Genomic DNA, 21,331 nt, shown 5'->3' on the forward strand with positions numbered 1-21,331 from the left:
GTCAACTGCAGGCGTGTGGTCGAAAGGCGCATCTGCTCCCGGTGCTTCACGGAACAAATTCGAGTCATGCGCGGTTACATCAGTCAAGAACTGCTCCAAGTCTGGCGCGCCAACGCGCGACCCGCTCGCATGCAAGCCGGGTGCCGAAAATGCGCGGGGCGCATCCGGCCGCTCGCCGCGATCCGTTTCGCTCGGCCCGTCGAACCCTAACCCAGAAAAGCCATCGTTACGGCTTGGGCTGGGGTGGGTAGAATTGATCAAGCAGCCCGCCGGTTTTCGACCCGGCCTGCATCTGACGCCGACCACCACGCGCCGCGACCAATCGGTCAGCGCCGTGCAGGGCGACCCCTTCCACGTTCGGAGACTCCATGGCGGCACGCAGCCCCAGCAAGACACCCCTTGTCACACCCACCTCCTTCGCCGACCTCGGCGTGCCCGGCCGCCTGGTCGCCGCGCTCGAGCAGGCGGGCATCAGCACGCCATTCCCGATCCAGGCCGCGACGCTCCCGGATTCACTCGCCGGACGCGACGTGCTCGGTCGGGGCCGCACGGGTTCGGGCAAGACATACGCCTTCGCTCTCCCGGTCCTCGCCCGACTCTCGGCCGCCACGTCTCCACGGCTGCCCGGCCGCCCGCGCTCGCTCATCCTGGCGCCCACTCGCGAGCTGGCTACCCAGATCGAAGCGGCGATCGCACCGCTGGCCACCGCGCTGTCGCTGCGGACCCTGACGATCTTCGGCGGGGTGAGCGCGCGGCCACAGGTCGGTGCACTGCGTGCCGGCGTCGATATCCTCATCGCCTGTCCCGGCCGGCTCGCCGACCACGTGTCGACCGGCCACGCAATCCTCGACGCCGTCGAGGTCACGGTGCTCGACGAGGCGGACCACATGGCCGACCTCGGCTTCCTGCCGGTCGTACGGCGACTCCTCGACACAACACCGCCCCGCTCCCAGCGCCTGCTGTTCTCGGCGACGCTCGACGCGGGCGTCGACGTCCTCGTGCGGCGATACCTCTCCAACCCAGTCACCCACAGCGTCGACTCGGCGATGTCCCCGGTCGCCGCGATGACCCACCACGTACTCCGGGTGCGTCACGATGACCGGCTCCCCGTCCTGATCGACCTGACGGCCGCCCCGGGGCGCACGCTCGTTTTCACCCGCACCAAGCGGGGCGCCAAGAAGCTGACCAGTCAACTGGTCGCCTCCGGCGTGCCCGCCGTGGAGCTGCACGGCAACCTGGCGCAAAACGCCCGCACCCGCAATCTGGCGGCGTTCTCCGCCGGCGACGCCCGCACACTTGTCGCGACCGACATCGCGGCGCGCGGTATCCACGTCGACGATGTGGCTCTCGTGATCCACGCCGACCCGCCAGCCGAGCACAAGGCATACCTGCACCGCTCGGGGCGGACCGCGCGTGCCGGAGCGAGCGGCACAGTCGTCACCCTGATGACCGACGACCAGGTCACCGACGTGCGCGACCTCACCCGCCAGGCCGGCATCAACCCGACGATCACCCGGCTTGGCCCCGGTGACTCGCTGCTCACCGAACTCGCCCCGGGCGAGCGCCGCTTCGTGACGCCTCCCGTAGCGGCAACGAGGCCGCATAGCGGACGAGGCGACAGCGCCACGCGGCGCCCGGATCCGCGCACAGCGACGGGCGGATCGACCGCCCGCGCGGCGCGCGGGACAGGCTCGGAAAGTCGTCGGACGAGTGCCGCGGAAACACCGTTCGCGCCACGGGGCGCCGCGGCGTTCTCTGCCGGCACGCGGTTCGGTAGCCGGCGCGGTCAGCGCTGACAGCGAAGACACCGCGCGGGCGCCACCCCCGTGCTAGCCTCACCGGGTTGCAGCCTTCGGTTTGTCGCATACTTTGCCAGCGCCTGGTGGGTACCTAACCCGCCAGGCGCTCTCTGTTCTGCCGGTTCTTCCGGCCAGCAGCGGCGACAACCGAGGGCCCGTAGATGGCTCCACCAGCTACTCAGAGGAGAAGACATGGCATTCGGCACAGTCAAGTGGTTCAACGCGGACAAGGGCTTCGGCTTCATCGCGCAGGATGGCGGCGGCGCTGACGTCTTCGCCCACTTCTCCGCCATCTCATCGAGCGGGTTCCGCAGCCTGGACGAGAACCAGCGGGTCGAGTTCGACGTCGAGCAGGGCCAGAAGGGCCTTCAGGCCGCCAACATCCGTCTGGTCTGACGTTTGACTCCGCCGTGCGTGGCGACGAGGCCTCGCCCGTCGCCACGGCGGTGGCTGAGACCAACGAACCGGCGAATGCCGATCCGTTCCGACACCGCGGTCCTGCCCGGCCTCGAACCGCTGGTGCTGCGAAGTTCCCGGGCTGGGAGGCCAACCACACGATGCTCGACCACCTCGCCGCGCCTGCTGCCCCGGGGAGCGGCAGCCGGCCCGGTGACTGCCCGTCGGGCCCGGAACGAACCGGGGGAGCTGTCAGATGGGGGCGTGCCATGGCCGGATGCACGGCGGCGACCGTCAGTCGCGGGTCTCGGTGAGCTGATCGGAATGCAGACACGGACGGGTGGCCGAGTTGACGCTCGCGGAGCGTGTCCGTAGCCTCTACTCATAGGGGAGATGGTGGCTGGCGATGATGAGCTGAAACGTAGTCATCGTTCGATCTGTCTCAATACCCGGCCCCAGCCTTCGTGCTGGGGCTTTCACTTTCCCCAGGACCTTCGCCGATCGTCCGGAGCGCGGTCAGAGCGTTCCGGGCTCGTGTCCCTGCACGTAGTGCCAGGCGCCGAGCCCTCGTGGGTCGAAGAGCGCGGTCGTCCGGCGTGGGTTCGCGAAGACGTCGGCGTATTCGAGATCAAGCCAGTAGGCGATGCTCGGCCCGGCGTCCTGAGACGTCATCGAGCGGAGTTCCTCCGGCAGCGGCCGTCCATCAGCGCGGATCACGGCCGCCATCACGCCGGTCCGGCCTGCGCCCAGGGCCGGGACGCCGTCGACCGGGCCGTTGCGCCCGTCCGAGCACCACAACGTCCCTCGGACGCGCAGCGCCGGCCCCTCACCGACGTTCTCCACCGGGACGAGGAACCTGTCCTTCGCGATCGCGAGGAACGCGTACGCCGGGGCGGGCGCGGAGGTCAGCGCGAAGCGCTCCTGGGCGGGTGGGTGCTGGGCCAGCATCCCGCCGGAGTCCGGGAACGCGACTGACTGGTGGACCGGCAGCAGGAGCGGATATCTGCTCAGCACCAGGGACCGGCGGGTTTCCGTGAGTTGCCGGTCGGTCCGGGACAACGCCTGCCGGGAGAGGTAGATCGCGGCCAGCACGCCGATGGTGGACGCGATGGCGGAGAAGGAGCCGGCGACCGCGGCCGCCCGCTGGGCCCGCCAGGTGAAGGCCACCACGAGGGCCGTGGCGGCGGCGCAGACCGCCACCGCCCCGGCGAGCGCCAGCCCGTACCTGCCGGCACCGCGCAGCAGGGTTTTCGTCCGTTGTGGCACGGGAATTCCTAGGCGAAGGAGGAACCGGCGTCGCCCCATCGGGTCTGGGGGATCGTGACCTTCTCGCTCCGCCAGCTGATGACCCGGGACTGCGCCAGGACGCGCAGGATTCGGTGCCGGTCGCGGGGGTCGTAACCGAACACCGGCTCGGCCCGCGTCCGGTCCTTGACCGTCATGAACTCGAGGATCTCGCTCTCCGGTATCGGGCTCGGAGCCCGCCCGACGAAGGCGCGGTAGAGCTCGTGATAGGCGTCTTCGATCGGACGGACGAACGGTGAGTTGGTGGCCAGTGCGTGGCGGGCGCCGCCGACCGCGACGGCATCCACGACGCCTGCGGCGCTCGCGTACTTCATGACCTTGTTGATCAGGCCGGCGGCGAACTTCTCCTGCCCCTGCCCGACACCTGTCGCGCTGAGCAGCCCCGGCAGGCGCCGGAACGGGATGGTCCGGCTCTGCGTCCGGAAGCACTCCATGGTCAGGCCGGCGTGGACCCGCCACAGCGGTTCCAGGTATCCGAGGCCGAGATCGTCCACAGTCACCGCGTACGCGTCGTCCGCGCCCTTGCGCACCAGCTGCACGGCGGTCAGCGCGTCGAGCACGCGCAGCAGCCGGTCGCCGTTGTCCGCCTGCAGGGGGCCGGTGCGCAGTTCCGTGACCGTCAGGCCCTTGGGTCGGGCGGCGAGCCGCCGGACCACGTAGTCGATGGCCATGACGTCGCCGAACCGGCCGGAGCCGACGTCGAGGTAGGTGCGGGTGGCGTTGCGCGGCAGGAACTGCTCCTTGGCCCGCACTGCGGCGTCGGTACGGACGACCTTGTGACCGAGCGACTCGATGAGCGCCCAGTACCGGCTCTCGTCCTCGTTCTCCAGGATGCCCCAGCGGGCCAGGGTCGCGGTGCGGTCGGCCTGCTCCTTGCCGCCGAGGATGATGCCGCGACGCTGCAGTTCGAACAGGCCGAGCAGCGCCCGGCAGGTGACCGGCGGAGGCTTCTTCAGGGTGTAGATGTCATCGATGCAGATGGAGTCCAGCCCGGGCAGGGTGAGAATGCCGCGGAACTGGGAGGAGAGCCGGTCCTTGTCGCCGTACACGACCGTCACCCGGCAGCCGTCGCGCAGCAGGCGACGGATCAGCGGGATGAAGTCCTGGTCGCCGGTGACCAGGACGAACTGGCCGCAGTCCTGGTAGAGGTAGTCCATCGCCAGCAGGGTCAGATGGATGTCGGCCTGCTCCTTGGTGCTGCCCACTACCTCGTCGTCGATGAGGTGCTCCGTCATCGCGGTCGAGATGCTCCCGTCGAACTTCGCCGCCGCCATGTGCTTGTACTGCAGGTGGCCGCCGCACCGGGTCGTCGCGTCGCTCCAGAGGGCATCGACGATGCCTCGCTCCACCACGTGGCCGCGGCCGATGATCGCGCCGGCCAGGTTGTCCCAGTCGACGAGCAGGACACCCTTGTTTCCGACGGCCATCTGCGGCTCCTCCGTGAGCTCATCCAGGCGCGATTGTCTTCCGAATTCTGCCTCCGTGTCCCCACGCTGCTTGTTCATCCGTTCGGTCACGATGTTCATCACTTGTGCGAGGTCGTCGGGGCGTTCGGTTTGCTGTGCGTGACCTCCAGATGACCGATCGTCCAGGGAAGACCGCAACTCCGGTGGAGCGCGACAGCTCGTGAGCGAGCGGACAATGTGGATTGTTGGGCCGTCACCCCAGTCGTCGAACGGCCCGTGTTGTGGAGGCGGACTTGGCGCGCTTCTATCCGAAGAACCTGCGAGCGAACGCCACTCGCGGGGAGCGGGCCGTCTTCGACAAGCTCCGGTCGCTCAACGACTCTTGGTTCGTGCTGCACAGCCTCGCGTACTTCGACCCCGGCCGGCGGAGGTGGCGGATGGGCGAAACGGACTTCGTCCTGCTCCACCCCGGACGCGGTCTGCTGATCATGGAGGTCAAGGACGGTTCCTACCGGGTCGCCGGCCGGCAGTGGTTCGCCCAGCGCCGCGGCGGCGATGTGCCGCTGAACGTCGACCCGTTCGATCAGGCCGTGCGGAACAAGTACGCCCTGGCCGGGTGGCTGCGCGATACCGCCAGCATCCGGCACGTGCCGGCCGGGCACTGCGTCGTCTTCGCCGACGGCCGGCCGTCGGGCAATCTCGGTCCGCACGCGCCGGACACAATCGTGCTGAGCGCTGCGGCGTTGGAGCACGCGCCGATGCTCGTGGAACGCGTCATGGCGCACTGGGACCAGCATGGCTGGGCCAGCCAGTCGGACTTCGAAAAGGCCTTGGCGGCGCTCGCGCCGACCGCGGTCGTCGCCCGTACCCTCCGCTACGACGTCGATCTGGCGTCCGATGACCTCGCCCGCCTGACCCAGCGCCAGATCCGCCTGACCAGTCGCCAACTCGAGGTGTTGGAGGGCACCTCCAGGAAGCGGGCGTCACTGGTTCTCGGCGCGGCCGGCACGGGCAAGACGGTCCTCGCCCAGGAGCGGGCGCGCGAGTTGGCTGGCAGGGGCCTGCGGGTCGCGGTGATCGGACAGCAGCGCAACCTGCGCCTGGAGATCCGACGCAGGTTGCGGGTGGAAGGCGTGAGCTCCGGCGACCCGGAGGACGTGCTGTGCGACCTCTACGGCTCCGATCGCCTGCGCGCCTACGAGGGTGAGCAGCTCTGGGTCACCGTGCTGGGCCTCGCCGAGGCGTACGGCAAGCCGCTGGACTGTCTCATCGTCGATGAGGCGCAGAGCCATGACGAGGATCTTCTGGACGCCCTACGCGAACTCGTCCGCCCCGACGGTTCGGTGGTGTTGTTCGCCGACCCGTACCAGCGCGACTCTTCCGGAACCTGGCGCCCACGTCCCGACGGATCGTTCAATGAGTTCTGGCTGACCGAGAACTGTCGCAACGTCCTGCCGATCGCGAAGCTCGTCGCGCGAGTCTCGGGAGCGCACACGCCCGTCACCGGTCCGGCCGGGCGGAAGCCACGGTTCAGCGACGGCTCCGCGGACCTGCCCTCGGCGTGCGCGGATGCCGTCCTCGAGATCCTGAAGGACCTGCCGGCCTCCCATCTGGTGGTGGTCACGTCGACGCAGGCGAACCATGCCGCGATCCGCCGGACGCTGGCAGACCGGGGCGTGCGGACGACGAGTGGGCTCCTCGGCGACGAGCTGGCTGTCTGCACCGTGCGGCAGTTCCACGGCTGTGAGGCGCCGGCCGTGGTCTATGCGGACGACGGCCAGGAGGACTGGACGACCAGCTACATCGCGGTCAGCCGGGCCTGCGCCTACCTCCACGTCGTCGCCCAGCCGGACCGCTGGGAGCCCTTTCGATTCCTGATGGAGGACGGTTCATGACGCTGTACGACGAGGCTGTGACTTTCCTCGAGTCGGAAGGCTGGTCGGTTCCCGGGGAATTGCGGGGCGAAGTCGTCCGAGCGAGGCGCGCGGCATATGCGGACAACAGTGAGCACATGACGGTGTGGTGCCGGGCCGCCCCAGACGCCGAGGACCTGCGTCGAAGCGAGGCGACCCTCCTCCAACGCTTCGCGGAGGAGGCACGCACTCCCGGGGCGAAGTTCCTGCTGGTCGAGTCCACCCAGGGGCTGTCGACGGATTTCCGGAGACTCGCCAAGCACGAGTACAACGTCGACATCCGGGTTCCGATTCAGTTCTTCGACGCCCGGTTCAAATGGGACGACACATCTGTGTCGGCCCTGGCGGGAACGGCCGCGCAGCAGCTACGCCGCGACGGAGAGATGGCGGCGCGCCGACGCACTCCACAGCCCTTCGAGGCGGTGGGAACCGGAGTAGTGGGCAGTGATCTGCTGGCCGAGCTTGCTCGCCGCTTCGACAGCCCCGGCGACTGGGACCGCCCTATCGTGCTGGTGACTGCGCCAGCAGGTTACGGCAAGAGCGTCCTGTTCGAGTCGCTGTTCGCAACGCTGTACACGAACTTCCAGAAGGCAAAGAAACAGCTACGGCGGGCATATCGGCCGCTGCCACTCCTGCCGGACTATGCCGCCCTGGCGAGTGCGCCCGCACTGGGCCCCATGGTCGACGCCCTGCTGCAGACGGAGATCGCGCGGCCGGTCAAGCAGCCGACCTTCCAGTGGATGCTCACACGGGGGTTCGCGAGCTGGCTACTGGACGGACTGGACGAGGTCATCGCCCAGGACCCCGGCTTCTTCGAGTACATCCACGAGATCGTCGCCCGGCCGGACAACCCGACGACCCCGCGCATCCTGCTCTGTATCCGTGATTCGCTGCTCAGCTCCAACCAGGCGCTGCGGGACTTCCTCGCGGTGGCCCACGAGTACGTCGAGGAGTACCGCCTGCTCCCGTGGCGACCCGAGTCGATCACGACCTTCGCGCGCATTCGTCTTCAGGACAAGGACCGCGAGCTGCTCTCGATCCTCGACGCGAAACCGCAGCTGATGAAGCTCTGCGGCACCCCGTACTACGCCGAGCTGCTCGCCGAGCGCGTCGCCGAGGGCAAGACCGACGGGATACCGAACGACTACTCCGAGATGGACCTGGTCCACGACGCCGTCGACGCGATCATGGACCGCGAGTACAAGAAGGAGCAGTTGCAGGAGAACGTCGTCTCCCGGCATGACCTGCTCGACGTCATCAGTCACGTCGCGGTCGTCGAGCTGGAGAACGACAATCGCGGCGTGCCGATCGACGAAATCGGCCAGCTCGCCGAGTTCGTGCTTCCCTCGGACCTGTCCGATCCCGAGCGTGAACGGTGCACCGCCGCCATCTGCCGCCTGCCGGTCTTCCGTGCCGCCTCCGAGCGACAGCGGGTGCGCTTCGCTCAAGATGTGATCTTCGAGCACCAGATCGGAATCCGCGCCGCCCAGTATTTCGCCGTCAATCCGGTGCGCTTTGCGCAACTGTTGGATTGTCGCCCCTTCCCGCCCGATTCCTTCGCCCTCCGGGTGCTCTGCGCCCGAATCAGGGAACTCGCCGCCGGCGAGGAACTGCTCACCCGGCTGTCCAGCGCCACCGCAACCCCGACCGCCTTTCGCAACATCCTCCAGGTGCTCCTCGGCCTTCCCGACTGCGCCCGGCTGCTGATCCACGCTCCGCTGGAACGCCAGGACCTTTCTGGGCTTACCTTCTCGGGTCTGTCGCTGGCCGGCGTCAGCTTCCGCGGTGCGAATCTGGAGTCGACCCGCTTCAACAGCTGCGTCATGACCGGCTGCGACCTGTCGGACGCAACGTTGCACGGCACCCGATTCGACGCCTGCCTGCCCACCCTCGCCGAGGCCGACTTCGGGCATCTCACCGGCTTTGTCTCCGTGGAGATCGACTCGCGAACCGCCATCGAGGACGTCGCGGACTTCGTCACGTTGCTCGGGGCGGACGGGCGCCGGGAGCACCCCTTTGTCGGCCCCTGCCCCACCGCCCTTCAACTGCGGTTCCTGTTCCTGAAGTTCGTCCGGCCGGACGGCCACTATCGTCGTGACTCGCTCGACGAGAAGGGCCTGCTGTCGGGACGGCGCATTGTCGATCCGGCTTCCGTTCTCAGCGGTGCGGCGCGAGCCGGCTTCCTCACCGCCATTCCCAAGCGCCGCCGGTATGAGCGCACGCACAGCCAGCTCTATGCGGACATGGTGGGGTTCGCCCAGAACCTCCGAGTGACCCCGGCCATCCGGTCGCTCTTGGAGGACACCTGCCGGGTGGAGGGATGTTCGCACGTCGTTCAGGAAAACCTGACGTCAGCGACCTTCGATTGAGCGGCCATCCGCTGTCATGCTCACCGCTCGTCAGCATCCGCCGGATGGATCGTGCCACACCCGCCATCGGGCGGGCGGGACGCGACCGCGATCCACCTGGAGTCGTGGCGGCTCTGTGTACTCGCGTCCCGCCACCGGCACGCGTGCGTCCTGACGGACTGGGATCGCTGAGCTGCTGGATGCGCATCCGTCGACCGAGCGGGTGCACCTGAACGTGCCGGTCAAGTTCCCGGACGGCTGGGAAGCAGGAGTTCCCCAGCAACGCCCGGACCACCTCGGCGCGCCGCGTCCCGCCCTCCGCTCGCAAACCCTTGAGCCCGGCGGCGGTGTAGGTCGCCTTCACCAGGAATCCGGGCACCTCGGCACCGCCTCTCCGATCTCCAGAGTCGTCCCTAAGCAGGTCGCGGTGCGCATCGGCGCCCCCCGCCGGCCGCGGATGCCCGCGATTGGGCTGGACATGCGTCCCGGAGCCGTCGGGCCCCGCCGGTAGGGTGCCCCGCACAGGCAGGTGAGGTCGATGTTGGGGCTGGCGGTGCCGCCCGCGGTCGAGGCGGAACGGGTGATCGGGGGCTGTCCTTGCCGACCTGCGCTCCGGCCGCCACCGTGGCGTGGTCGTCGTCCTCGTCGGGTTGCGGGGGCAACCGGTCCAGCCGGGTTGAACGCCTCGGTGTACGGGAACGGCTGACCCAGCGTGTCCCGGTCGGTCAGGCCCGCACCGTCGCCCTCCCACTGCCAGCGGCCGTCGACCTGACGGAGCGGGAAGAGGCCATAGCAGGGTCCAGCGCCGCCCGACGTCCACCTGGACGGGACTCTCGTCGCCCGCGAGCGCTTCGCCTTCGTCCGCGTCGACCGGGTCCGGATGGTGTCGTGAGCCACGTGCACCGCGAGCACCTGCCCACGCGGTCCACCTGGCGCTGCCAGGTCTGCGGTATCGCCTGGCCCTGCTCTCCGGCAAAACTGCGGCTACTGGCCGAGTACCGCGACCGGTGTACCGACCTGCTGGTCTACCTGGCGACGCTTCAGGCCGAGGCCGCCGAACAGCTCGCCGAGCTGCATCACGGCACGCCGCCGGCCTGCCTGGCGGACCGTTTTACGGGCTGGGGGCGCGCCCGGTAGCCGGGGCCGTCGGCTGGCTGTCCATGGCTGGGCGCGTCGCAGCGACGTGAGCGCCAGAGCCAAGGTCACCTGGCTGCGCGACCGGGGATGGCTTTCGACAGCCAGTTGCAACTTGAGGTCTTTCGTCTGATCGAGGTTTGCTGTCGCCGGCACGACCGGGAGGTGGCGGAGCGGTCGTCGCTGAGGTGCTGGCGGCACCGGAAGCAACCGCGGCCCAGCACCCGTTTTGGCGTAGATCGCGCGACATGCTCCCGAGCTTGAGAGCGTCCGCGTCGCCTTGGCGGCGGCGCAAGGCCGAGAGACACCAAATCCAGGACCGCTGCTTGCGCTACCTCGCCCGCCACGACTATCGGGCAAGAACTAACCGCCCCTGGCGCCACCGCCCAACCGCACAGTCGCCGACCCGGGTGGCAGCACGCCACCTGGAGGCGGCACGATGCTCGCCGTGACCGCTCCCACCCGTCCGCCCCCTGGCGGTACTGGACGCGGTGCTCGAGCGGTTGACCTACGTCAATGAGGAAACCGGCTACACCGTCGCCCGGGTCGCTACCGACCGCAGCAGCGACCTGTTGACGGTGGTCGGTGCGCTGCTCGGCGCGCAGCTCGGGGAGAGCCTGCGCCTTCAGGGGCGCTGGTCGTCGCACCCGCAGTACGGGCGGCAGTTCGAGGTCAACTCCTACAGCACCGTCCTGCCCGCGACGATCCAGCGCATCCAGTGCTACCTCGGCTCCGGCCTGGTCAAGGGCATCGGCCCGGTGTTCGCCGAGCGGATCGCAGCCCACTTCGGCCTAGACACCCTTCTGGTCATCGAGGAAGAATCCGTCCGGCTGATCGAGGTCCCCGGCCTAGGCCCGAAACGCACGGCGAAGATCACCGCGGCGTGGGAAGAGCAGAAGGCCATCAAGGAGGTGATGGTCTTCCTCCAGGGCGTCGGCGTGTCCACCTCCCTGGCCGTGCGGATCTTCAAGAAGTACGCCGACGCCTCGATCTCGGTGGTACGCAACGAGCCGTACCGGCTGGCCGCCGACGTGTCGGGCATCGGCTTCAAGACCGCCGACACCACCGCCCAAGCCGTCGGCATCCCCTACGACAGCCCACAGCGGGTCAAGGCCGGCCTGCAGTACACCCTGTCGGAGGCCGCCGACTCCGGCCACTGCTACCTACCCGCCCCGCGCTCATCGCCGACGCCACCAAGATCCTGAAGGTGCCCGGCGGTCTCGTCACCCGCTGCCTCCAGCACCGCTGCCGGCATGCCGTAACCGCGTCCAGGGCCGACCTGTACGGCCGGTAACCGTAGGAGTCTGGGTGGAAGATCGGTTCGACCTTCGCCTCCACGCCTCGATGCGCGCCTCGGGGTGGTCCACACCGCCGGATGCCAGGGCGGCGGTGAGCAGCCCGCGGGCGGCGGCGTCCGCGCCGGGCCCGGTCAGGCCCAGCCCTGCCGGTGGCCACAGTGTCGACAGCGGATTGTCCAACGCCGGCGAGACCGTCAGCGGGTCACCGCCGTCGACGTCGCTGACGCCCGCACCGGAGGTGCCACCGCCGCCCGGGTCCTGGTCGTCACCGTTGCCCTCGACGTCGAGACTGCCGCTGCCGGCGCCCACGCGGATAGGCACAGGTTCGTCGTCGAGGTTGTCCACGTCGTTGTGGCCGACGCCGCGCAGGGCGGCGGACTCGGAGGGGTCGGGGTGGCCGGCTGCAGCGCGGCGCAGGCCGCGGCGGATCTGCCCGACCACGCGGGACATGGGTATCAGGTTCGGGTCGTCGAGGCGGCGCGGCGTCGAGGCTTTGCCGGGAACTTAGCGCCGTTGCCGGTGCGCCCACACGAGGGCCACCGCGGCGGTGATGGCCAGGGCGAGACCTATATCGACCCAGCTGCCACCGGGTAGCGACACTCCGCAGGTGGCCGGTCCACGGGTGGCGGTGTCGCCGGGCTGACCGGCCGGGGTGCCGGTGGCCACTGGTGGCGCGGTGGCGGGCTTGGATGCCGTGGTGTCCGGCGAGGCAGGAGCTGTCGGGGTCGTGCCGCCCCGTGCCGGCGTCAGTGCTGTCGCCTCGGGGCTGGGATTGGTGGCGTCGGGCTAGTCGCGGCCGGCCGGTGGCGCAGCGGGAGCCGCCGACGGGGGCCGCCCGTGGGTAGCGGGAAGGTGAGGGGCCCAGCCCGCGGTAGATCAGGTTCAGGTCGCGCAACGTGCCGCCGGTGCTCGGGAAGTGGGTGCCGCGGTTGAGGGCGAAGATGTCGGGCCAGCGGTCGGCGTCGCCGAGGCACCGCTGGGCGATTTGGGAAAGCGTGTCGCCGCGCCGGACGGTGTACGTGGCGCGCTGGCCGGCCGACACCTCGGCGAGTTCAGGGGCTGCGGCAGTGCGGGCGGCGAGGGTGGGGCGGTCTGGCGCGAGGCAGGGGGTTGGGACTGCCCCTCGGCGGTAGGTGCGGTGGTGGTGGACGTCGCGGCGTGGGCGGGCGCACCAGTGGTGGCGGTGACGCGGTCGCGCCGAGCAGCGCAGCCGTCAACCCCTGCAGGGGCCCGGGTATGTGCAGGTCCGGTACCCAGCGCTGGGCGCGGGCAAGGCGGGTATAGGCGCGGGCGACCGCGGCCAAGAGTGCCCAGACCAGCCACACACCGGCCTGCAAACAGGCAAGGAGGAACCCGGCGGTCAGAGGCTCGCGGATCCGCTCCTGCACCGCCGCACAGGACGTTGGTGTTGCGATCCTCGCCTGTGGTCGGTGACCAGGGTCAGGTCCTTGTGGTGCTTGCGCCAGGAGATCTCGTCCACCCCGATGTCGACCAGGGCGGCCAGCCGGTCGGGGTCGAGTTCGTCGTCGGCGACCCGTTGGCAGATGCGTCCGATCGTGTCCCAGTCCAGGCGCAGGAACCGGCAGATGCTCGTCTTGTCGGTCTTGGTGACCAGGAACGCCGCGACGTCTTCGAAGTCGCGGGTGAACCGGGCCTGGTGGCGAGCATAAATACCCAGCTCAACACCGTGATCAACTTACGCTACGTGGCATTGGCTCTTGACCCCCCGGGAAGAATGGAATCCCATTCAACTTGGGCGATGAGGGGGTCGGCGCATTGTATCCGGACCTGTACACGACGTGCGCTCAGGTGCTGCCCGTATTGATGCTCGCGCTGCTGTGGGAATCGCGGTTTCTGGAGCGGATCCAACGGCAGAGCCGGCGTCCGCGGCGCGAGGATTCGCGGGACGGCGTGCGGTTCTGGACAAAACGTCGGGCTGGCCTCTACGCCAGTTTTGTCGCCACGATGAGCGTCCTCGGCACCGCCGTGGCGATCCTGGTCCTCGCCGGGCTGCTGGCCGACCGGCCGGCGGTCCGCGGTCTCGTCCTCGGCTGCCTCCTGCTGACCCTCGCCACGCTGCTGACCCGGACCCTCATCGACATCGCCGACGCGACCCGCACCGATCGTGACGAGCCCGACGCCCCTATGCAGCGTTGACAATGGACCATCCGCTGTGGTCGATAGTCGAGTTGTCGGGGACCGGACAGTCAACACGCGTACTTTCGCCGGACTGCGATCATGAATCGCTCCCACGGCCGGGTTGCGTGATCCGTACCGAAGCACCGATGATCTGCGGGCACCACGTGCGATGCGCCCGAAGTAGCCTGTCCGATACCCGGAGCGGATCCGGACGACATCGCGAAAAGCAGCTGCACGACAGACCGGATGGCCCATGACGCATCTTCCGTTCCACGGTGAGGCCCAGCGGCACCGCATCGAGGAAGAGCTGGTCAACGTGCTTGGTGGGATGCGTCTGTTGCAGCAGCAGAGCAGCCGCGAACTTGCGGTGGAGCGGCTGCGGGAACGGCTGGGCAACCGGGTGTCCGTCAACGATTTCGCCAATCCCCGTCAGCAGAGCGTCGAAATCGCGGGCACCTGCCTGGGCGAGTTACCCACGCTCATCAGCGTGGTGGAGCTGATCGATCCGGAAGCGCCGCAACTGACCTCGCTACGCCGGCTGCGCCATGAGGTGGACGCGATCGATCTGCTCGCCGAGGAGGACTGGACCGAGCTACGGCCCGCGCTGCTCAGCCAGCGCGTAGACTCGCTCGGCCGGCTCTATCAGCGGGCCAGCGAGCACAAGCTCTCCACTCCCCCGTCCTGGTGCCTCACCGCCTGGGACGTCTTCGTCTACCTCACGGGCCAGAACTCCCCGCCCCGCGGGCTGCCACCCAACGTGCTCTTCCTCGTCCTGTTGGAGCACGAGGTGGCGCCCGAGACCGCCACCCAGATCCGGCACCGCAACCGGCGGGAGGCGAGCCGGCTCGGGCTCACCGCCGACCTGGACCGGTGCCGCGCGACGGTCAACGCCGGGACCGGGCAGCCCGAGCCGTACGTGTACCTGGTGATCCAGGTCGAGCCCGACCTGGAACCGGGTAGCGACGACCGGTACACGGTGTCGCACTACCGGCAGTGGCACGGCAACGGCACCTGGCACTCGCGGCGATGGGGCCAGGTCTCCGACGTGGCGCGCGACGACCTGGAGTCGATCGTCGAGCGGATCGTCCGGGACATGGAGGTCGAGTGGTTCGACCGCCGGGCCGAGGTGGCCGTCGAGCTGGTCCTGCCCGTCAAGCTGCTCAACGAGGACGTGGCCTGGTGGCGGAAGGAGCCGGCCAGCGTCCACCTGGAGCAGAAGGTGCTGGCCATGGACTACCCGGTGGTCCTCCGCAGCTGGGACCGGCTGCGCGAGCGGGGCTGGCACCGCGCCTGGCGGCGCCGGTGGGAGCGGCTCCAGGCGGAACCCGGACACAGCCGCATCTACCGCAGCCGGCCGGATGGGATCGCGTACCTCACCCGGCTGGAGGCCGAGCTGACCGCCGACGAGCGCTGGTCGACCGTGCTGCTGAGCGAGGCGCCCTCCGAGGCGCACCCGTTGCGGTTCAAGGAGGTCATGACCGCCCTGCGGGCCGGCCTACCGGTGATCGTGTGGCACCGCACCCGCACTTCGGACACCGAGCTCTGGGAGGAGATTCGTGACATGACAGCCGACGGACGTATCGCTCATCTTCCCGTCCATGTCCGACAATCACGACTGGACGCGCTGCGGCTGGAGCCACTGCACGCGGACCGGCACACTGGCCGGCACCTGGTCGTGCTGTGGGACGACCCGGATCGCACTCCCGAGCTGCACCAGTCCACGGGCAGGACGGCATGAGCGAAGAAGCGCCGGGCGGGGCGCCCGACTGGCGGATCTACCGCGGCACCGGTCGGCTGCTCGACCCGGCCGAGTGGCAGAGCAGCTGGCCGGCTCCGCCGCCCTGGCGTGCCTTCGACGGTGGGCCGGAGGAGCCCCCGCCGCCGCAGGAGGACCCGGAGCTGGCACGGCGGCTCGGCGAGATCGTCGTGGCCGACCAGGCCGACTCGCACGAGGTCGACGTGGTCAACGCCGCGCTGCGGCTGCGCCGTCCGCTCCTGGTCACCGGCCGACCGGGCTCGGGTCGGTCGAGTCTGGCCTACCGGGTCGCCCGGGAGCTGCGCCTCGGCCGGGTGCTGCGCTGGCCGGTGACCACGCACGACACCGTGCGCGCCGGCCTCTATCAGTACGACCCGGTGGGCCGGGTGCACGCTGCGACCCGCGCCGGTCGGGACGGGAACCCCGGCGACGCCGGCCTCGGTGACCACATCAGCCTGGGACCGCTGGGCACCGCCCTGCTGCCGTACCGGGCACCGCGGGTGCTGCTGATCGACGAGCTGGACCAGAGCGACATCGACCTGCCGCAGCAGCTGCGCAACGTCCTCGACGACGGCGGGTTCGACATCCCCGAGCTGGTCCGGGCCGCCCGGCACACCCCGGAGGCGACCGTGCACACCGCCGACCCGGGCCGGACGGCCACCGTCCGCGGCGGGCGGGTCACCTGCCGCGAGTTCCCCCTCGTAGTGATGACCTGCACCGAGGACCGGGTGTTTCCGCCCGCCTTCCTGCGCCACTGCCTGCGGCTGAGGATCAGCGACCTGGACGAGGCGACGCTACGCCGGGTGGTCGCCGCGCACTTCCCCGACGGCGTCGAGGGCACCGGCGAGATCATCCGCGCCTTCCTCGACCGCCAGGGGCGCCCCGACGCGCCGACCCTGGACCAACTGCTGGACGCCGTGCACCTGAGCCGTACCGCGGCCCGGCCCGGCGAGTGGGACCGCCTCGGCCGGGCGTTGTGGCGCGGCGGACCGACGGCGGAACCGGAATGACCAGCTCCCCGCTCCACCTGGTCGCCCGAGGGGCAGGCGCAACCACCGTGAACGCGCCGGGCGCGCCCACCGGCGCCGACGCGACGCTCGCCGACGTGCTGCGCCCGTTCCGGCGGCTGGTCTCGGCCAGGGAGCTGCTCGAGTACGACGAGGAGAGCACCGCCGCCCAGGCCGCCGCCGGCCTGTCCTGGCCGGTGTTCACCCGGGCGCCGCGGGTCCGGTGGGACGCGGTCGTGGTGGTCGACACCTACCCCTCGATGAGCGTGTGGACCGACCGGGTCGGCACCTTCATCACCCTGCTGCGCCGGCACGTGGCGTTCCACGACATACTCGTGTGCCACCTCGCGACGGACTCTACCGACCCGGACGAGGTGGTGCTGCGCGCCTCCGCGGCCGGCCGACCGGTGCCAGCGTCAACGGGCCTGCCCGCGGTCCGCCGACGCCGCATCGTGCTCGTCCTCTCCGACGGCGCCGGGCCGGCCTGGCAGGCCGGCGCCGTGCTGCCCCACCTGCACGCCTGGGCCGCTCGGCAGCCCGTGGCGTTGGTCCACCTGCTGCCCCAGCAGATGTGGCACCGCGGCGGCATCAGCCCGCAGCGTCTGCGGCTGCGGGCACCGCAGGCCGGGGCGGCGAACGCACGCCTGCAGTGGCGGCACCACGACCCCCTGCAGGCGCTGGCAGAGGCGGACGATGCAGTGGCCGAGACGGGGGTGCCCGTACCCGTGATGGAGCTGCGCCCCCGGTGGCTCGCCGCCTGGGTGGAGCTGGTCGCCGGCCGTCACCCGCGCTGGGCGGACCTGCCCGCGGTGCTGGCGAACCCGCGGACCCCCGCGGGGCCGGAGCCGGCCGTGCCCGCGCCGCAGCGCGGCGAGCCGAGCGCGGCCGGGCGGGTACGCGAGTTCGTCTCCTGGGCCTCGCCCCCCGCGCTGCAGCTGGCCACCTGCCTGGCGACCGCCCCGCTGGACCCGGCGGCGATCCGGGTGGTTCGGGAGGACCTAGTCCCCGAGTCGAGCCCGCTGCACTTGGCCGAGGTCCTCACCAGCCCCCTGGTACGCCCCGACACCGACGCCGGACAGCCCGCGTTCGAGTTCGTCCCCGGCGTACGCGAGGAGCTGCTGGCCATCGGTCGCCGCGTGGACACGCTGCGGGTGTGGCGGGCGCTGTCGGCGCGGCTCGGCGGCACGCGGCCGGCGCTGGCCGCGTGGGGCACGGTGCTCGACGACCCGGATGGGAGCCCGATCCGGACGATCACCGCGGACAGTGTGGGGATGCTGCGCATCGAGCGCACGGTGCTGCGGGCACTATCCGGCCGCTATCTGGCCCGGGCGCGCCGGTTGGCCGAGCTGTTGGAGCCGGACACGCCGGGCGAAGTCGGCGTCACCGACACTCCCGTGGCGGGGGGTCCGAATGTCATCATGTCGATAGGCGAAGATGCCGACGCCCACCGTAGCGTTGCTACTGAAGGAGCCGGATTGTCGTCGACCCCTGTGGACGCCACCTCCGCCGGCCGGATCCCCGCCGTCTGGGGGAACATCCCGCCGCGGAACCCGAACTTCACCGGCCGGGCAGAGCTTCTCCAGCTGCTGCACCGGCAGATCAGGGGCGGGACGATCGCCGTGCTGCCGCACGCGTTGCACGGCATGGGCGGGGTCGGCAAGTCGCACCTCGCCGTGGAGTACGTATACCAGCACCAGAGCGAGTACGACCTGATCTGGTGGATTCCCGCGGAGCGGGCCACCCAGATCGGCGCGTCCCTGGTGGAGCTGGCCCACCGGATGAACCTGACCGCCGGGACGGACATCGGCAGCGCCCGGGCCGCGGTGCAGGAGGCGTTGCGGCTGGGCAAGCCGTACCCGCACTGGCTGTTGATCTTCGACAACGCGGAGAGCCCCGAGGCGCTCCTGCCGTACCTGCCGACCAGCGGATCCGGCAACATCATGATCACGTCTCGGAACCCGCAGTGGGCCCGGGTGGCGCGCACGCTCGAAGTGGACGTCTTCACCCGGGCGGAAAGCATCGAGCTGCTCCAGCGACGGGGGCCGGAGCTCACCCACGAGCACGCCGACCAGCTCGCCGAGGCGCTGGGCGACCTCCCGCTGGCCCTGGAGCAGGCGGCGGCCTGGCGGGCCGAGACGGGCATGCCGGCGGCGGAGTACCTGCGGCTGTTCGAGGAGAAGCGGGTCGAGCTGCTCGAGCAGGCCCCGCCGATGGACTACCAACTGCCGGTGGCGGCGGCCTGGAACGTGTCGCTGGACCGGCTCGTGGTATCCAACCCGGCCGCCTTCCGCCTGCTACAGGTCTGCTCCTTCCTAGCGCCCGAGCCGATCCCACGCACCCTGTTCAGCGGGGCGCAGAACGCCGACATCCACCCCGAGCTGAACCCGGCCCTGCGGGACCCGATGCGCCTGAGCCGGGCCATCCGGGACATCAACCGGTACGCGCTGGCCCGGGTCATCCACCGCACCAACTCGATCCAGATGCACCGGCTCATCCAGGCCGTCCTCATCGACCGGATGACCGAGGCGGAGCGGACGGCGATGCGGGCCAGCGCGCACCTGCTACTCGCCTCCGGCGACCGCAACGACCCGGATACCCCGGCGAACTGGCCCGCCTACGCCGACCTCTACCCGCACGTCATCGTCTCGCGGGCGGTTGAGTCCACCCAGGGCTGGGTGCACCAGCTGGTCTACAACGAAGCGAAGTACCTCTACTGGTGGGGTGACCTCGACGCCTCGCTGGAGCTGTCCCAGCAGGCGTACCAGACCTGGCGCGCGCGGCTGGGCGAGGACAACCCGATGACCCTCCGGATCGGGCACTGGCTGGGTTTCATGCTGTTCCGGCTGGGTCGGCAGCGGGAAGCGGCCGAGCTCAACGCCCGGATTGTCGAGTCGCACCAGCGGACCAGCACGGAGGACACCGAGGAGCTGTTGCGCGCCCTCGGCGCGGTCGCCGCCGACCTGCGGATCGCCGGCGACTTCACCGGCGCGCTGGAGCTGGACGAGGACGTCTACCGGCGGCACGTGGCGGCGCTGGGCGAGGATGATCCGAGCACGCTCAACGCCGCGCACAACCTGGCGGTGAGCCTGCGGCTGACCGGCAACATGCGGCGGGCCTTCGAGGTGGACAGCGCCACCCACGCCCACCGGGTGCTGCTGTTCGGCGAGGACCACGCGCAGACCCTCGAGTCCCACCTGAACCTCATCATCGATCGCCGCGAGCTGGGCGATTACCTGCCAGCCCGGGCCGAGATGCAGAACGTCGTCGACCGCCTCCCGCTGGTGTGGGGCTCGGCCCAGACGCAGCGGCTGCTCGCCAAGCGGCGGCTGGCCTCCGCCGTGCGCAAGGCCGGGGACCACGCTGCGGCCCGCGCCCTGTCCCAGGAGGTACGCGACGGCTTCGCCGAGCGGTACGGCGAACAGCACCCCGACACGCTGCTCGCCGCGTTCGGCCTGGCGGTCGACCTGCGCGCCACCGGCGACCTGGTGGCCGCTCAGCGGCTCGGCGAGGACATCATCGACAGGTATGGTCGCCTCTTCGACGACGAGCACCCGTACACGGTGGCCGCGCGCCTGAACGGGGCGATCGTGCACCGGTTGCGCGGGGACGCCCGGCTGGCCCGCGCGGTCAACGAGGAGGGGCTGGCGATCCTCACCCGGCGGCTCGGCCCGGACCATCCGCTGGTCCTGGCGGCGTCGATCAACCTCGGCAACGACCTGTACGTGCTGGGCGAGCACGCGGCCGCGTTCGAACTGGACACCCGCACGACCGGGCGGGCCCGGGAGGTGTTCGGGTCGGAGCACCCGACCACGCTGATCGCCCTCGGCAACCTGGCCATGGATCTCATCGCCCTAAACCGGGGGGCGGAGGGCGAGGGCCTGCTCGCCGAGAACGCGCCGAAGTTCGAGCGGACGCTGGGTGAGACGCACCCGGCGACCCTGGCGGGCCTCGACCCGACCGTCCGGGGCGACTGCGACCTGGACCCGATGCCACTCTGACTCGGATCCGCGGATAGGACTACCACACCGCGCGGAATGAACGAACGGATCCCTTGCCAGCAGGGACAATTGGGGTTGTCGAGACACCAATCGGTTGCTGCGGGAGGGACACCCGTTCGGTGAAGAACATACCTGGTTTGGCAGGTCGTGTCCGCGTTGGCGCACCGGAGGCGTCGCTGACGCCGGCCTCAGGTGTGGTTGCGGTAGCCGAGCTGGTCGGCCGGCTGGGCGTTACCGCCGCGTTGGATGACGCGGTCGGGTCGATCAAACTGCGGGATCGGGGTCTGTCCGCGGGTGAGTTCCTGGTCGCGGTGGCGCAGGCGCAGATGTGCGGCGCGCAGTTCTGGATCGGGTTGGACCACCGCCGTGCCGATACGGCGGGCGAGGCGTTGTCCGCGGTGCCCACGCGGCCTCGACCACTGGGGTCGAGCTAGCGCAGCGGTTCGGCGCGCGCAGTTGGCCGGGATCGAGGAAGGCATCGGGGACATCGCCTGTCGGGTTATCGGTTTACTGCCGGCCGTCCGGCGAAGCGTGCTGCGCACCGGTGGGGCCACCATCGACTTGGACGGCACCGACGTCGAGGTGTACGGGGCCAAGAAGGACGGGATCGCCTACAGCTACAAGGGCGCCCGGGCCGGGCGCCCGCACGTGGCCACGTGGGCGGAGGCCGGGGTGGTGACCGCCGGGGACCTGCTCGCAGGCGATGAAGACCCTCGCCCGGGCGCGGGGTCGCTGATCGAATGCAGCGTGGCCACCCTCAGGGCCGCCGGCGTCGCCGTCCGGCCGAAGATCCGCGGCGATGTGGGCTACTTCGCCATCCGGGTCTGACCCG

General features: G+C 70.2%; 14 protein-coding genes and 2 pseudogenes. 11 read left to right on the top strand and 5 right to left on the bottom strand.

Features of this window, described 5'->3' with window-relative positions; translation table 11 throughout:
- Window positions 1–368 precede the first annotated feature (368 nt).
- The gene (locus tag KBX63_RS04490) at window positions 369–1,796 is read left to right on the top strand and encodes a DEAD/DEAH box helicase (protein ID WP_210908445.1); all 1,428 of its coding nucleotides are present in this window, start codon (window positions 369–371) and stop codon (window positions 1,794–1,796) included.
- Window positions 1,797–1,991: 195 nt separating this feature from the next.
- Window positions 1,992–2,195: a cold-shock protein gene (locus KBX63_RS04495; protein WP_210908447.1), complete on the top strand. Its 204-nt coding sequence runs from the start codon at window positions 1,992–1,994 to the stop codon at window positions 2,193–2,195.
- A gap of 516 nt (window positions 2,196–2,711) precedes the next feature.
- Here KBX63_RS04495 and KBX63_RS04500 read toward each other — a convergent pair.
- The gene (locus tag KBX63_RS04500) at window positions 2,712–3,461 is read right to left on the bottom strand and encodes a hypothetical protein (RefSeq protein WP_210908448.1); all 750 of its coding nucleotides are present in this window, start codon (window positions 3,459–3,461) and stop codon (window positions 2,712–2,714) included.
- Between the two features lie 8 nt (window positions 3,462–3,469).
- Entirely contained in the window at window positions 3,470–4,927 is a 1,458-nt protein-coding gene (locus tag KBX63_RS04505) for an NYN domain-containing protein (RefSeq protein ID WP_210908449.1), read from the bottom strand.
- Window positions 4,928–5,187: 260 nt separating this feature from the next.
- Between KBX63_RS04505 and KBX63_RS04510 the strand changes: the two genes are divergently transcribed.
- The 5 genes and pseudogenes from KBX63_RS04510 to KBX63_RS04525 form a co-directional block, all read left to right on the top strand.
- Entirely contained in the window at window positions 5,188–6,801 is a 1,614-nt protein-coding gene (locus KBX63_RS04510; RefSeq protein WP_307871610.1) for an NERD domain-containing protein, read from the top strand.
- A complete protein-coding gene (locus KBX63_RS04515; RefSeq protein ID WP_210908451.1) occupies window positions 6,798–9,188 on the top strand; it encodes a pentapeptide repeat-containing protein in 2,391 nt (796 codons plus the stop codon). Before KBX63_RS04510 ends, KBX63_RS04515 begins: the two co-directional genes overlap by 4 nt.
- A 48-nt stretch (window positions 9,189–9,236) precedes the next feature.
- Window positions 9,237–9,435, top strand: a pseudogene (locus KBX63_RS34985) (helicase); the annotation flags it as partial.
- Between the two features lie 620 nt (window positions 9,436–10,055).
- The gene (locus KBX63_RS04520; protein WP_210908452.1) at window positions 10,056–10,304 is read left to right on the top strand and encodes a flavin reductase; all 249 of its coding nucleotides are present in this window, start codon (window positions 10,056–10,058) and stop codon (window positions 10,302–10,304) included.
- Window positions 10,305–10,740: 436 nt separating this feature from the next.
- A pseudogene (locus KBX63_RS04525) lies at window positions 10,741–11,538 on the top strand (helix-hairpin-helix domain-containing protein); the annotation flags it as partial.
- A gap of 326 nt (window positions 11,539–11,864) precedes the next feature.
- Here KBX63_RS04525 and KBX63_RS36640 read toward each other — a convergent pair.
- Window positions 11,865–12,641 carry a LysM peptidoglycan-binding domain-containing protein gene (locus KBX63_RS36640; protein WP_210908453.1) on the bottom strand — a complete coding sequence of 259 codons (777 nt, stop codon included), beginning with the start codon at window positions 12,639–12,641 and terminating at the stop codon, window positions 11,865–11,867.
- Between the two features lie 318 nt (window positions 12,642–12,959).
- The gene (locus KBX63_RS36645; RefSeq protein ID WP_210908586.1) at window positions 12,960–13,277 is read right to left on the bottom strand and encodes an ISL3 family transposase; all 318 of its coding nucleotides are present in this window, start codon (window positions 13,275–13,277) and stop codon (window positions 12,960–12,962) included.
- Between the two features lie 74 nt (window positions 13,278–13,351).
- Here KBX63_RS36645 and KBX63_RS04540 point away from each other — a divergent pair, with 74 nt between their 5' ends.
- The 3 genes from KBX63_RS04540 to fxsT all read left to right on the top strand — a co-directional run bounded on the left by KBX63_RS04540 (window position 13,352) and on the right by fxsT (window position 20,499).
- Window positions 13,352–13,756: a hypothetical protein gene (locus KBX63_RS04540; RefSeq protein ID WP_210908454.1), complete on the top strand. Its 405-nt coding sequence runs from the start codon at window positions 13,352–13,354 to the stop codon at window positions 13,754–13,756.
- Between the two features lie 235 nt (window positions 13,757–13,991).
- Window positions 13,992–15,476, top strand: a complete 1,485-nt coding sequence (locus KBX63_RS04545; RefSeq protein ID WP_210908456.1) for a hypothetical protein — start codon at window positions 13,992–13,994, stop codon at window positions 15,474–15,476.
- A gap of 772 nt (window positions 15,477–16,248) precedes the next feature.
- Complete coding sequence (gene fxsT / locus KBX63_RS04555; RefSeq protein WP_305798323.1) at window positions 16,249–20,499, top strand: FxSxx-COOH system tetratricopeptide repeat protein; 4,251 nt, start codon at window positions 16,249–16,251, stop codon at window positions 20,497–20,499.
- A gap of 188 nt (window positions 20,500–20,687) precedes the next feature.
- Here the strand turns inward: fxsT and KBX63_RS04560 are convergent, their stop codons facing one another.
- On the bottom strand, window positions 20,688–20,861 hold the full coding sequence (locus KBX63_RS04560; protein WP_210908461.1) for a hypothetical protein: 174 nt from the start codon (window positions 20,859–20,861) through the stop codon (window positions 20,688–20,690).
- A 94-nt stretch (window positions 20,862–20,955) separates the two neighbouring features.
- On the opposite strand from KBX63_RS04560, the gene KBX63_RS04565 reads away from it, so the two are divergent.
- Entirely contained in the window at window positions 20,956–21,327 is a 372-nt protein-coding gene (locus KBX63_RS04565; RefSeq protein WP_210908463.1) for a hypothetical protein, read from the top strand.
- Window positions 21,328–21,331: the final 4 nt, after the last annotated feature.

Origin of the sequence: Micromonospora sp. U21 (assembly GCF_018070045.1) — a bacterium.
Lineage (GTDB): Bacteria > Actinomycetota > Actinomycetes > Mycobacteriales > Micromonosporaceae > Micromonospora.